Source organism: Microcystis aeruginosa NIES-843, from assembly GCF_000010625.1.
GTDB classification, from domain to species: Bacteria; Cyanobacteriota; Cyanobacteriia; order Cyanobacteriales; family Microcystaceae; genus Microcystis; species Microcystis aeruginosa.
The window spans coordinates 5144910-5158647 of record NC_010296.1; the positions used below are offsets into that span (position 1 = coordinate 5144910).

Annotated in this window: 10 protein-coding genes; 2 read left to right on the forward strand and 8 right to left on the reverse strand. The window is 43.0% G+C overall.

The genetic code is table 11. The features are described 5' to 3' along the window. Nucleotides 1–18: 18 nt before the first annotated feature. The 5 genes from MAE_RS24305 to pipX all read right to left on the reverse strand — a co-directional run bounded on the left by MAE_RS24305 (nucleotide 19) and on the right by pipX (nucleotide 4476). Nucleotides 19–1539, reverse strand: coding sequence for an ArnT family glycosyltransferase (locus MAE_RS24305; protein ID WP_012267870.1), 1521 nt, complete (start codon nucleotides 1537–1539; stop codon nucleotides 19–21). Between the two features lie 78 nt (nucleotides 1540–1617). Beyond that, complete coding sequence (gene proC, locus MAE_RS24310) at nucleotides 1618–2430, reverse strand: pyrroline-5-carboxylate reductase (RefSeq protein WP_012267871.1); 813 nt, start codon at nucleotides 2428–2430, stop codon at nucleotides 1618–1620. A gap of 124 nt (nucleotides 2431–2554) precedes the next feature. Continuing rightward, nucleotides 2555–3127: a cell division protein SepF gene (locus MAE_RS24315; protein ID WP_002796314.1), complete on the reverse strand. Its 573-nt coding sequence runs from the start codon at nucleotides 3125–3127 to the stop codon at nucleotides 2555–2557. Nucleotides 3128–3540: 413 nt separating this feature from the next. Beyond that, nucleotides 3541–4200 carry a YggS family pyridoxal phosphate-dependent enzyme gene (locus MAE_RS24320; protein ID WP_012267872.1) on the reverse strand — a complete coding sequence of 220 codons (660 nt, stop codon included), beginning with the start codon at nucleotides 4198–4200 and terminating at the stop codon, nucleotides 3541–3543. A gap of 3 nt (nucleotides 4201–4203) precedes the next feature. Next, entirely contained in the window at nucleotides 4204–4476 is a 273-nt protein-coding gene (pipX, locus tag MAE_RS24325; RefSeq protein ID WP_002796317.1) for a transcriptional coactivator PipX, read from the reverse strand. A 507-nt stretch (nucleotides 4477–4983) separates the two neighbouring features. Here pipX and MAE_RS24330 point away from each other — a divergent pair. After that, nucleotides 4984–6525, forward strand: coding sequence for an NAD(P)H-quinone oxidoreductase subunit N (locus MAE_RS24330; RefSeq protein WP_012267874.1), 1542 nt, complete (start codon nucleotides 4984–4986; stop codon nucleotides 6523–6525). Between the two features lie 258 nt (nucleotides 6526–6783). On the opposite strand, the gene MAE_RS24335 is transcribed toward MAE_RS24330, so the two are convergent. The 3 genes from MAE_RS24335 to ychF all read right to left on the reverse strand — a co-directional run bounded on the left by MAE_RS24335 (nucleotide 6784) and on the right by ychF (nucleotide 10959). Further along, the gene (locus tag MAE_RS24335; RefSeq protein ID WP_012267875.1) at nucleotides 6784–7035 is read right to left on the reverse strand and encodes a hypothetical protein; all 252 of its coding nucleotides are present in this window, start codon (nucleotides 7033–7035) and stop codon (nucleotides 6784–6786) included. A 426-nt stretch (nucleotides 7036–7461) separates the two neighbouring features. Beyond that, nucleotides 7462–9495 carry an N-6 DNA methylase gene (locus tag MAE_RS24340; protein WP_012267877.1) on the reverse strand — a complete coding sequence of 678 codons (2034 nt, stop codon included), beginning with the start codon at nucleotides 9493–9495 and terminating at the stop codon, nucleotides 7462–7464. A 372-nt stretch (nucleotides 9496–9867) separates the two neighbouring features. Continuing rightward, on the reverse strand, nucleotides 9868–10959 hold the full coding sequence (gene ychF / locus MAE_RS24345) for a redox-regulated ATPase YchF (RefSeq protein WP_012267878.1): 1092 nt from the start codon (nucleotides 10957–10959) through the stop codon (nucleotides 9868–9870). 562 nt (nucleotides 10960–11521) lie between these two features. On the opposite strand from ychF, the gene MAE_RS24350 reads away from it, so the two are divergent. Then, complete coding sequence (locus tag MAE_RS24350) at nucleotides 11522–13555, forward strand: elongation factor G (protein ID WP_012267880.1); 2034 nt, start codon at nucleotides 11522–11524, stop codon at nucleotides 13553–13555. The last annotated feature ends 183 nt before the right edge of the window (nucleotides 13556–13738 follow it).

Below are 13738 nucleotides of genomic sequence, written 5' to 3' on the forward strand. Positions count from 1 at the left end.
AGTCCCCGTCCACAATTTCTAATTATCCTTACTTTGATATTCTTGCCAAGTTTTCGGACTGATAAAGAGAGTTCCTTTTTCTTGCTGATCGGGAAACTGGATATAATTTTTCTCTAAATAATCCTTGAGTTTTGGTGATTGCAGAAATTGCTTTTCAAATCGATAGAGGAAAACTAAATCCGGCTGTCTTTTTTCGATAACTTCTAGGATAAAATTCCCATCAAGATTCTGATTGATAAATCTCTTTCTGGTTATGACAGCAGTTTCTGGGGGTGTGTTCAAAAAATATTGATATATGTAGTGAGGATTGTCGGTTAACAGGAGTTTATCGGAGTTTTTAAATTTTTCAAACACAGCTTCTGCTAAAAGAGGTTTATACTTTTTGTTAAATTGAACGTAGGCATTAATTGCAGGATCACGATTGGTAATTATTCTCAAGGTATTAAAGAGAAATTGACCAGAAAGGGAGAGAAAAATCAGCATTTTGAGAACTAATTCCTGGGTTATTTTTCGATTTTGCCTAAATTCTCCGAGGCTATCAGTAATTTTTAACTGTTCGACAAATAAGGCAATTATCCAAACGGCAGGAATAATTAAATGGATATAATAATAAGGCCAAATTGGGGCGACTGTGGCGAATCTAAATAGATTAGAACCCAACCATATCAAGGGCGGTAAAAGTGGTATTATATTGCGAGTAAAAACCATCGCTATAATAGCGATCGCTGTCACGATTAGATAAATTGGTTCGTGCTGTAGGGCGCTTTGTAAGAGAGTCCATAAGGTGAGATTTTCTTGAGTAAAACTAGAGGCAACGCTGACATGAGATTTAATAATATTTTCGTAGGAAAAAGGAAAAATAGTCAGGGAACCCAAGACAAAGACTAAAACGACAGCGACTGACCAAATAACAATATCAATGATTCTTTTAATAAAGCTACTTTGTTGATTGAGAAAAATAATTAAAGCTACAGTTGGGATAATAGTAATGCCTGAAAGTTTAATTTGCAGGGAAAAAACGAAAGCAATGGCACTGAGTAAATACAGTCCATACTTAAGCTTACCCGTGAATTGAACGGCTTTAAAGATGATAAAAATACTTAAGATTGTAAAAAAAAGTGAGGGTAACTCCCGCAACATTGTCGTTGATAGGGTAATATACACTAGACAGGTTGAGAGAATGAATACTGATAAACAAGAGGCTAATATTCCGCAATTAACTCTCAGGATTAGATAAAAAATTCCTAACATAATTGTGGACAAAGAAAGCACCATAATGCGCGCCGCATGGATAGTAAATCCTGTCACGCTTAACCAACCATTTAGTAAAAGAGATAAACCCGATAAATGATCGTGCCAAACTTGTTCGTAGAGATGATAACCTTGTTTAGTGACGTAGGCAAGTACCAGGGCCACCGCTTCATCAAAATTAACTATATAGGGATAATGAAGCGGGACTTTCCAGAAAACGATCCCTAGGAAAAAAACAGCAATGGCAATTAATGCCATTAAATCAAAACGATAAGATTTCTTATTCATAACTTTTTCTGGACAAGAATTGCTGCGTATCTTATCACAGATTGAGACATCAGTTATGGGTTAAAAAAGATACCAAGATTACTTTTCGGAACTACGCCCTAAATCTTTAGATCTATGATAGGCCGCCACCACTGCCTCGATAATAGTCGATCGAAAAGAGCCTTTTTCTAATTGTCTCACCCCGGCAATCGTCGTTCCCCCGGGGCTAGTGACGCGATCCTTTAATTCCCCCGGATGTATGGCCGATTCTTTTAATAGGGTTGCCGTCCCCAAAACTGTTTCTAGGGCCAATTGAGATGCGATCGCTCGCGGTAATCCGGCCGCCACACCACCATCGCTTAAAGCTTCCACCATCAAGGCCACAAATGCCGGGCCCGATCCCGATAATCCCGTTACCGCGTCCATCAAAGCTTCGGGAACTTCCACCACCGCACCGACCGCAGCAAAAATATCTCTGGCTACGGCCAGATGTTCCGGTTCCGCATGACGACCGGGTGCGATCGCTGTAACCCCTTGTCCCACCGTGGCGGGGGTATTGGGCATCGTCCGGATCACAGGGCGATCGGGAAAGCCCATTTCTAAGCGATTGAGGGTAACTCCTGCTAAAATCGAGATAATCAAGGGTTTTTCGGGTATTCCCAGCAAACTATTCACTACTTGCTCTAAAATTTGCGGTTTTATCGCTAAGATTAACACCTCAGTTGCTCTAGCGGCTTCCCGGTTATCCTCACTGACTTGTACTCCGTAGGTATTAACCCAAAAGTTGCGCCGTTGGGATTGGGGTTCACTGACTAACACCGTTTCGGGACTATAAATATTTTTTTTTAATAAACGGCTGAGAATGGCCTCGGCCATCACTCCACCGCCAATAATTCCTAAACGAATAGACACAGTATTATTGAAAGTAAAAAGTAAAAAAGAGAGATTTAGGTATCCTACCAAGAAAAAACGCATCCTCTCGAGAATCGATCGATTTCTAGCTTCGACAAACTTAACGAGAGGACTATGGGAGGATTCATTGAGCTAATCGACTGCTTTCGGCTCCCCAAGCAGGTGCGGGGGAAACGGGACGAGCCATTTTCGGGTTGTCGGTGATATCGTGAATAGTTCCGGAAAGGGTGCTAACTTTAACGCAGCTGGGGGTAAATAGGAAAATACTCTCACCGATGCGTTCTTGATGACCATCAATCGCGTAAGTGCCACCGGCGACAAAATCCACGGCTCTTTGTGCTTCTTCGGGATCCATGACGTTGAGATTTAAAACCACCGATTTGCGTTCTCTCAGGGTTTGGATAACTTGGGGCATTTCCTCGAAGGAATGGGGCTCGATCACGACTACTTCTGCATTATTGTTGTTAATACCTGGCATACCGATCACGTTGCTTCTGTTGAGTCCCATAGATGTGGCTGTACTGAGATTTAAAGGTTCGCGTTGACGACGATTGAGGGGATCTTCTTCTTCGTTTTGATCCCTATCTTGGGGGGAAGACTTTTCCCAGTTCATTTCTTCGTAGTCGGTTTCGTCTTCGTCTTCTGGTTGTTCGGAGATGCCGACAAAATCTTTGAGTTTGGTAAAAATGTTGTTCACAGTCTAAGTGTCCTTCAAAAGATTTTTTAGGTGGTCTTGGCTAGAGTCGGGGTTATTTTAGTGGCCTTTAACAACTTTTGCTCTCACTTGGTACAGGAGAACTATTTTGTTCAGGGTTCGTCATTCTAGTCGTCTGGAGGCAGCGGTTAGTTCCCTCTTTTCAGTTATAGTCATTTCAATTAAGATTGAGAATATCAATGCCAGAGTTCATAAGGGTTTAACTGGTCTAGAGTGTATCAGACTTATCTGAAATGACTATATCAGTTATCAGGGGATAGTTTTCAGGGATTGGGAAAAAGTCAATTCCTCATTTCTAACCACCGGTTTCTAGACCAGACGCTGTAATCTTAAGATATATTGTCACCGATTATTAAAATTCCTAGGAGTTTTTTCTGTAAATTTACGGAGATGGTTCAGTAAATACGATCGCCAAAGATGCTGGTTCCCACCCGGATCAAAGTGGCTCCGGCCTTGATAGCCAGAGGATAATCGTTAGACATCCCCATGGATAGATGAGGCAGGCATAAACTAGAGCTATTCTCGATTATTTGGGCTAAATCGCTGGTTTTTTCAAAGGCGGCTAACTTTTCCCCGGCGGATAATCCTTGGGGCAGAATTGTCATCAAACCTTGAATTTTTAGCTGTTGACAGTTGACTAAAGCGGGAATATCTGCTATCAGTTCGTCCGTGTCCCAACCGAACTTGTCGGGATCGGGGATAACTTTCACCTGTAGCAAAACTTGGGGATTAATCTCTAATTCCGCCGCTAGGCGATCGAGTCTTTGGGCTAATTTTAAACTATCGAGGGAATGGATTAAATCAAAAGATTCTAGGACTTTGCGGGCTTTATTTGCCTGTAGATGCCCGATAAAGTGCCAATAAATATCTGGGAGGTCTTTTAGTTCTTGCTGCTTCGAGATTGCTTCCTGTAGCTTACTTTCAGCAAAATCTCTCACTCCTGCCCGGTAAGCTTGACGGATATAATCGCTCGATACCTGTTTACTGACGGCAATCAGGCGCGTGGAGGGGGGTAGGGTAAGACGGATTGACTCGATACGACTAGCGATCGTCATGAACTAGACTGAAAAGGTTTGTTGATAAGTTTGGTTGAGACTGTTAAATTCTTGCATATTACTGCGCCGTCGCAAATTCCGCAGCCGGTTTTCCACCAAAAGACGAGCATCGGAACGACTAATCGGATCGAACGAGACTTTTTTGGGTCCCACCGTCACCAGAAAAAAAAGACGTTGGGCATAAAGAGTGGTGAATAATTCCTGATGTTCTTCTAATAGACACACTCTGTATAATAGACCGAAAGTGGGATGATTGAGATAGGTTTCGTTACTCATTCAAGCGATCGCTAAAGGAAAAGGATTGAGCGAACTAGAAAGTTTTTCAACAACAAAATCAAGCGGATGGCTCACAAACAACTGATTTTTCGGGGGTTTCCCTAGCCTGATTTTACCAGAATCCTTCAATGACAACTAACGATGCCAGTCTATGTCATGATTTCCTGAGTTTTCACTTTTTCCCTGTTAACTTGGATACATCTCGGTGACAAGTTGTCACCATCAGAAATTAGCTCTGCTGCAAAAATCAAAGATTTTCCCTTAGCTGGGGAGACGAGGAGACAGGAAGATAAAAAAGACAATAGACAACTATGATACCCATAAAAGCTAAGATTATGTCAAATTTATCTGGGTTTTTAGATATTTTGACCCGATAGCGGCGATCGGTGAACTGAAAACTCACATCTGATCACCGATAACTGATAACTGATCACTGAATCACTGATGAAATGCCCTAAGCTTGTATTAAGCCTTTTTTAACTTCAAATTCCTTTAACCTCAATCAATATGGATTTTTCTAGTCTTGTTGCCAGTCAGCTAAACGCCGGCGTTATCTGGCCCGAAGGAATCCTGATTATTACCCTGATGGTGATTTTAATCGGCGATTTAATCGTGGGACGGAGTGCCAGAAGTTGGCTGCCCTACGTTGCGATCGCTGGTCTGCTCGCTGCTGTGGTTGCTCTTTACTTTACCTGGGACAATCCGAAACCAGTGGCCTTTTTAGGGGCTTTTGAGGGCGATAATCTCAGTATCGTCTTTAGGGCGATTATTGCTCTTTCTACCGCCTCCACAGTGCTGATGTCTATCCGTTATGTGGAACAAGCGGGAACCTCCCTAGCGGAATTCTTGGCCATTATGCTCACCGCAACCCTCGGGGGAATGTTCCTATCTGGCGCTAGTGAATTGGTGATGATCTTCATCTCCCTAGAAATGCTCAGTATTTCCTCCTATCTAATGACCGGTTACATGAAGCGGGATCCTCGATCGAACGAGGCCGCTTTAAAATACCTGTTAATTGGAGCTTCTAGTTCGGCGATTTTCCTCTATGGTGTTTCCCTTCTCTACGGTTTATCCGGAGGTGAAACCAGTTTAAGTGCCATTGCCCAAAAATTAACCGATGTTAACGGTGGTCAGTCCCTGGCCTTAGCGATCGCATTAGTTTTTGTGATTGCCGGTATCGCCTTCAAAATTTCGGCGGTTCCCTTTCACCAGTGGACTCCTGATGTGTACGAAGGTTCACCCACTCCCGTGGTGGCTTTCCTCTCGGTAGGTTCCAAAGCGGCTGGTTTTGCCCTAGCAATTCGCCTATTAGTGACGGTTTTCGGTCTAGTCAGCGAACAATGGCGGTTTATCTTTATCGCTCTAGCAATTTTGAGTATGATCCTCGGCAACGTGGTCGCCTTGGCCCAAACTAGCATGAAACGGATGTTAGCCTATTCCTCGATCGGTCAGGCGGGTTTTGTCATGATTGGTTTAACCGCCGGTACTGACGCGGGTTACTCTAGCATGATTTTCTATCTGTTAATTTACCTGTTCATGAACCTAGGGGCTTTTGCCTGTGTGATTCTCTTTGCTCTGAGAACTGGAACCGATCAGATCGCTGAGTATTCGGGACTCTACCAGAAAGATCCGCTCCTAACCCTCTGTTTAAGCATCTGTCTCCTCTCTTTGGGGGGAATTCCGCCTCTAGCGGGCTTCTTTGGTAAGATTTATCTATTCTGGGCCGGTTGGCAAGCGGGACTTTATGCCCTCGTCCTCGTTGGTTTAGTCACCAGTGTGGCCTCGATTTACTACTATATCCGTGTGGTCAAAATGATGGTGGTCAAGGAACCCCAAGAGATGTCCGATGCGGTGAAAAATTACCCCGTTATCAATTGGACTCTTACCGGGATGCGTCCCCTACAGGTGGGTATTGTCCTCTCCCTAGTGGCGACTTCCCTGGCCGGTATCCTCTCCAATCCTCTCTTTACCCTAGCGACGGATTCCGTCACCACTACCCCCATCCTACAATCGGCGGCTCTGGCGACCCACATTTCCCGAGCAAATTGAGAATCCCTGTTGATTTATCGGCGTTGTCAGATCAGAATAACAACGCCGATTGTAGGGCTAATTCATGAATTAGCCCTACAGCTAATCCGTTTTTAATAGTGTGATTAACTCTCAATCGGCGGCCCTGGCGACCCACATTTCCCGAGCAAATTGAGAATCCCTGTTGATTTATCGGCGTTGTCAGATCAGAATAACAACGCCGATTGTAGGGCTAATTCATGAATTAGCCCTACAGCTAATCCGTTTTTAATAATGTGATTAACTCTCAATTTGTTCTAAAATAGACGCTAAAATATCTGTAGTTAATCCTTTAGCTTCTGCTTCATCACTAGCTTGATCCATAATTGGTGATAATCTTGCCGCTGCTTTTTGACGATATTTTTCTAATTCTAATTGAATAGTTTCAGTTAATTTGTTTTCTATGTTTGCTCGGTCATTGGGTTTAATTTTAGCGTAATATCTAGCAATTTCTAAAGGAACTTGAATAGTGATTTCTGTCTTGCTATTCATGGTAATTGATTGTTCTTTTTACTTTTAACAGACCTCTATTGTAGCACAAAATCACCATACTCATTGAATTTGACTCTATTGATGTAAAAGTTGCCATTGGATCAAAAAAATCAATGAATAGGGCTTGCTGAAAAAGTACGGGCGAAGCATTCGGATAGAAAATCTACGGTTTCACCGATAGGTTATTGCTCGAATGCTTCGCCCCTACAGGACGCGGGCCGATGAAGACGCAAGGTTTTGAAGCACGATTGTATCAAAAGTTACAATTTAATAATTCTTTACATTCTTCTCCCCGACTAGCGACTGATACTAAATCCGTTGAGTATAGGCTACATATCAGGACAGGCAAAAGGGGGAATAGATAATCAGTTTTTAATAACCGGATTTAGTATTAAGACTTTTTCTAAGCTTAACCTGCTTTTTGCCTTACTCAAATTGGCCAAGTAGAAGACTCATTTGGTTAACAACATTCTCACTTGCCTTTAACGCTTCTTTTCTAATTGCTTGAATTTCAGCCATACTTTTTGCGATTCTCTGCTGTTCAGATTGGGGTGGAATAGGCACTAAAACTTTTGACAAATCATCTACTAAAATAGTAGGAATAGCATGACCTGTCATGTACCTTTTAATCTGACGCAAAAAAAAGTCTGTTCGCATATATACTAATAAAAACAAAGGCTCGACTCCCTGAATATTTCTTAATACTGAAAATCCATTTGAGCAAATTGCCCCGTCTTCATCTTCTGTGATTAGGGCTGTTGCTTGGCGTGGTGTTCCTGTACTTGCTCCTGAAATTGCTGTAATAATATCGCCTTTGTACAATCTATAAGTTGCGCGAGATGGGGCTTCATGTGCCTTAATTATTTGTTGGGAAACAACTTGCATTGTACGATAATCAACATCGGAAATAGCGATATATCTAATTTCACTATCCCTAGCTAAACGAAAATCAGCCGCCTCTCTCAAAATATCGGCAATTTCACCTAAAGGTTTCGCTCCAATAGATTTCAGATGTTCTAATAATTTTTGGTCATTGGGTAAATAATGTTCGGCATCCAGTCTCGAATTGAGCAGGGTATTCTTAACTGTATAAATACAATCGCTGTTTTGTGCAAATTCCCCATTGATAAATGACCTAAAAGATTGAGAAATATCATCTATATCATCGTCAACTATTGGCAAACCTGATTTTGTTCGGGCTATAACTCCCGACTCGTTGCGCTTATATATTGTTTGTCCTTTAACGTCATAGCCTATTTTTTTGATTTGTGCCATAAAACAAGAATCATGGTTTGCTGGTAATTTTTGAACCACCAAAAGTGATGTCTTGATTCCTGTGCCGTATGGTACAAAGGCTTCCGGCGGTATGGAAACAACACCTAATATTTTTGTTTGGGAGCGCAACCAATGCCGAATCGGTCCATTAGAGATATTTTGTAATAAACCATCGGGCAGAATAATCGCCATGCGTCCACCTGCGCGCAATAATTTTATAGATTTCTCAATAAATAAAATATCGGGCGACTGACCCGCTAAAACGGTTGGGGAAACTTCCCAACCATTGGACGCTGATTTATGCCATTTCCGGGCAAGAAGATATGATTTAAGAATTTTCTGGTCTTCTACTTTTCCTTTATTTCCGAAAGGAGGATTGGTCAAGATAACATCAAAGGAATTATTTAATTTTTCATCTTCGATAAGCGCATTAGTGCAGATAATTTCTGAACCTGTGCCACCTTCAAAAACTAAACGAATCATTCCCGAAAGGGCGACATCAGGATTAAATTCAATTCCTGTAATACTTTCTTGCACAAAACTTGCTATATCGAACTCTGGATTATTTTGTCGAACATGGTTTATTGCTTGAATTAAAAAACCACCACTTCCGCAAGCAGGATCTATAATTTTTTCGTTTGGTTTGGGGTCTATCATTTCAACCGCAAGGCGTACAATTGGGTGAGGGGTAAAAAATTCTCCCCTATCTCCACGCTGGTGTCTATTTACAAAAGTCTGAAAGGCTTCACCTTTTATATCGCCAGATGTTTTAGTTAAATTAATGTACTGTAACCTGCCTACAATATAAGCAAGAGTCAAAGGTTTTAACTTGAATGTGTCATCGGTGAAAAATCCCCGATAATGATTCTTGATGGAGGTAAATAATTGACTGAGACGCGACATAAATTCATCGGACTTATTTGCTACGATGGCTTTATATTCACTTGCCGTAACGCCAAAATTTACAGATTGCTTGGCAGATTTTTCATCATGAAGTTTGATGATGATTAGTTTAACCATCTCGTGAAAAATCTTGTCTTTGAGCATTCCTTCGTTGGCGTAAATATAATTATGGCACTCTTCAAAAACTGCGGAAAGATTGTTAGAAGGTCGTAATTCCTGAATTTGCGGGAGTTTTTCAGGTAACAGGCTATCTTCGGAAAATAACAATCCTTGCTCTTTCATTTTTCCAGTTTGATTTGACCGTTTTCCGTTGCGGGTTGTTGAATAGATAGACTATTTTTAGCCTTGACTGCATTCCTACCAAACCAGTCTTTTAGTGAACAGAGAACATCGCCATCTTGATTAAACAAGAACTTGGCCTTGTACCTAATTATAGAATATAAATTAGAGGATGTCAAGAGATAAAAAATTCAGTTTAATGTTAACCAAAGTGAGTAAAAAAAGCTTAGAAATTGTTTAGGGCAGAAATTCGGAGCATCTTTCAATTTGACAACGCCTATTGTAGGGCTAATTCATGAATTAGCCCTACAGCTATTGACAACGCCAAATTCAACCTTTTGATCAGGTGGTGGCACTCACCTGATTTATTTTTAGCTATACATTAAAACGGAATAGTAAAACATCACCCTCTTGAACAATGTATTCCTTGCCTTCACTTCTGACTAAACCTTTTTCTTTGGCCGCGCTCATCGTGCCACTATTAACTAAATCCTGATAAGACACGGTTTCTGCACGAATAAAACCCCGTTCAAAATCCGAGTGAATAACTCCGGCTGCCTGGGGTGCTTTCATCCCAGAAATAATCGTCCATGCGCGGGTTTCTTGGGGTCCAGTGGTGAGATAGGTACGCAGTCCTAATAACTCGTAGGTAGCTTTAATTAAAGATTTTAATCCCCCTTCTTCTACTCCTAAAGAACCGAGAAAATCTTTTCTTTCTTCCTCCGACAATTCCACTAATTCCGATTCTACTTGAGCAGAAACGATCACAACTTTGGCCTGTTCCTCTTGGGCAATTTTACGGACACTTTCTACCCAATCATTACCCGTGGCCAGATCATCTTCGCTCACATTAGCGGCATAAATAATCGGTTTACGACTCAATAAACCGAGATTTTTAATTAATTCTTCTTCCTCTTTGCTTAAATCCACTTTTCGCGCCGAAATACCGTCATTAAGACAAATTAGGATTTTTTCAAGGATAGCCAATTCTTCGGCGGCTTCCTTGCTATTTTTCGCCTGTTTGCGTAAACGTTCCACCCGCTTCTCCACCTGTCCCAAATCCGCTAGAGCTAACTCTAGATTAATCACCTCGATATCCCGGGCCGGATCCACGGACCCGGAAACATGAATAATATCATCATTATCAAAACAGCGCACCACATGAACGATCGCGTCCACTTCCCGGATATTAGCCAAAAATTGATTACCCAATCCTTCCCCGCGACTCGCACCCTTGACTAATCCGGCGATATCGACAAATTCAATCCGCGTCGGCACGATTTTCTCAGAATTAGAGATTTTAGCCAAAACCTCCAGACGTTCATCGGGGACGGATACCACACCCACATTCGGTTCAATGGTACAAAAGGGGAAATTAGCGGCCTCGGCCTTGGCATTAGCCACCAGAGCGTTAAATAGGGTCGATTTACCCACATTTGGCAGTCCCACGATTCCAGCTTTCAACATAAAAATTGCTTGATAAACATCATCCCGACCTCTCACTATATCAGGCTGCATCTCGTTTTTGTGAATCCGGTTGATGAGAAAGACTCTCGATAGTCAACAGCTTAGTTAACATTTGCTGAAAAAATTTTTCCTGGAGGTAGGAGACTCCGATTCAGGAGACTCCGATTCAGGAGACAGGAGATTATTTTTATTTATTCTCCCCATTTCCCCATTTCCCCATTTCCCCATTTCCCCACACCCCACACCCCACACCCCACACCCACGAAAAACTTATTTAGCAAACCCTAGTTAACATTTATTCAAGTTCCTTAACTAAAAGTAGGCGAGACTTTACAAGAGATTGCGAGAATGGGATGTGATGCTTGAGACTGAGTTAGGGTGAAGAGTAAGAAAGAATACACCTGTAGCACTGGGCAAAATTATGGCAAGACAGGCCTTTCACTTCTAAATACATCCTGAGAGTAATTTTCAGTGCTATGACAGTATATTTCCTAGGGCGATCGAGTGTAAATATCGCCCAATCGCCGCAACTAATCACTAAATCATTCTTGGGGGTATCTGTATGAATCAAAGTATCGGAGCAAACACCCGTAATGTGGCCCTTGTCGGCCCCTACTCCAGTGGAAAAACCTCCTTACTGGAAAGTTTACTTTTCGTCACAGGAGCCATCACCAGAAAAGGTAAAATTAGCGATCGCAATACCGTTGGTGATAGTTCCACCCAAGCACGGGATCGACAGATGAGTGTAGAAGTTTCCGTTGCCCATAGTCAATACCAAGACCTAAATTTTACCTTTCTCGATTGTCCCGGTTCGATCGAATTTGCCAGTGAAACCTATAATGCCCTCGTCGGGGCCGGTGCTGCTATTATCGTTTGTGAACCGGTGGTCGATCGAGTTCTCACCCTGGCTCCCTTGCTAAAATTCCTCGATGATTGGGAAATTCCGCATCTAATCTTCATCAACAAGATGGATCGCTGTAATAGTCACTTTAACGAAGTCCTACAAGCTCTCAAATCCGTTTCTAGTCGTCCCCTCGTTCCCCAGCAATATCCTATCCGTCAGAACAACGAAATTATCGGATTCATCGATTTAATCAACGAACAGGCTTATCATTACCATGCTAACAGTCCCGCCGATCCTGTCGCTTTACCCGACCACCTCAAGGAAGAAGAACAGATTGCTCGACAAGAAATGCTGGAAACGATCGCCGAATTTGATGATCATCTTTTAGAAGAACTCCTCGAAGATATTAACCCCTCCCGGGAAGAAATTCTCCAAGACTTAAAACAAGAACTGGGAGCCGATCAGATAGTACCCGTGTTCTTCGGTATGGCGGAACGGGACTATGGTGTGCGTCATCTCCTCACCGCTTTAGTGGAAGAAACACCGGCCCCGACGATTACCGCCAATCGTCGCGGTCTCGATCCCAGTGCGGATGGGGATGCGGTGGTACAAATCCTCAAAACCTATTTTACTCCCCAGGGCGGTCGCCTGTCCCTAGCGCGAGTCTGGCAGGGAACCCTTAGCGATGGCATGGCCTTGAACGGTGTGCGGATTGGTGGTATCTATCGTCTCATGGGACAACAACAACAACCCTTACAGCAAGCGCAAGCGGGGGAAATTGTCGCTCTCGGTCGTTTGGAAGGAATCGGCACCGGAGACGTGGTTAGCAGCGGTAGTCAAAAACCCGACCTTCCCAAAGGTTTACAACTCAAACCCGTCTTTGCCTTGGCCATTGCTGCCGCCAATCGCAAGGATGAAGTGAAATTAAGTTCAGCTTTGACGAAACTGATCGAAGAAGATCCCTCCCTCCACTGGGAACAACACGGCGATACTAAAGAAGTGATTCTCTGGGGACAGGGAGAAATTCATCTGCAAGTGGCCCTCGATCGCCTAGCGCGCAAGTATAATCTACCGATGACCACCCATCTACCCCAAGTTCCCTACAAGGAAACGATCAAAACCAGTACCAAATCCCACGGACGTTATAAACACCAAACCGGCGGTCACGGTGCTTTTGGTGATGTGTATCTCGATATTAAACCCTTACCCCGGGGGGAAGGTTTCCACTTCCATGAAAGCATTGTCGGTGGTGTCGTCCCCAAACAGTATATCCCTGGGGTGGAAACGGGAGTGCGGGAATATCTCGGTCATGGTCCTTTGGGTTTCCCCGTGGTGGATATTGATGTTACTCTCACCGATGGTTCCTATCACAGTGTCGATAGTTCCGAACAAGCTTTTAAACAAGCGGCCCGTCTAGCGATGACGGAGGGACTGCCTAAATGTCATCCGGTCTTATTAGAACCCATTCTATCGGTGACGGTTCTCGCTCCCTCAGAATACACTGCCAAGGTTTTACAGTTAATCAGTGGTAAACGCGGTCAAATTCAGGGTTTTGAAGCTTCTGCGGAGTGGAAAGGTTGGGATCAGGTAACGGCCTATCTACCCCAAGCGGAAATGCACGATTTTATCGTTGAATTGCGTTCTTTGACTATGGGTGTCGGTTTCTTCCAGTGGGATGAGGATCACCTGCAAGAAGTGCCGGATAAACTGCGCGATGCGGTTTTAGCCATGCAGGGTAATGGTAACAAGTAGGCGATTTCGCCTCTGGTGTGGTCTATTGAGAAAAGGGAGAATCCCCCTCCCTTCCCTGATGGGTTACACAAGAGGTAGAACCTCTGGAAATGCGTTGCAAGGGTCTCCCTTGCAACGAGGTAATGGAGTTGCTGTGGCGATTCGATATATATGTACCAAACAAAAAAAGTGAAAAAGTGCAAG

Excerpts from the sequence above, each read along its gene's own strand:
- MAE_RS24305 (WP_012267870.1), bottom strand. The coding sequence starts at position 1,539 with ATGAATAAGAAATCTTATCGTTTTGATTTAATGGCATTAATTGCCATT.
- MAE_RS24320 (WP_012267872.1), bottom strand. The coding sequence starts at position 4,200 with ATGACGATCGCTAGTCGTATCGAGTCAATCCGTCTTACCCTACCCCCC.
- pipX (WP_002796317.1), bottom strand. The coding sequence starts at position 4,476 with ATGAGTAACGAAACCTATCTCAATCATCCCACTTTCGGTCTATTATAC.
- MAE_RS24330 (WP_012267874.1), top strand. The coding sequence starts at position 4,984 with ATGGATTTTTCTAGTCTTGTTGCCAGTCAGCTAAACGCCGGCGTTATC.
- MAE_RS24335 (WP_012267875.1), bottom strand. The coding sequence starts at position 7,035 with ATGAATAGCAAGACAGAAATCACTATTCAAGTTCCTTTAGAAATTGCT.
- MAE_RS24340 (WP_012267877.1), bottom strand. The coding sequence starts at position 9,495 with ATGAAAGAGCAAGGATTGTTATTTTCCGAAGATAGCCTGTTACCTGAA.
- ychF (WP_012267878.1), bottom strand. The coding sequence starts at position 10,959 with ATGTTGAAAGCTGGAATCGTGGGACTGCCAAATGTGGGTAAATCGACC.
- MAE_RS24350 (WP_012267880.1), top strand. The coding sequence starts at position 11,522 with ATGAATCAAAGTATCGGAGCAAACACCCGTAATGTGGCCCTTGTCGGC.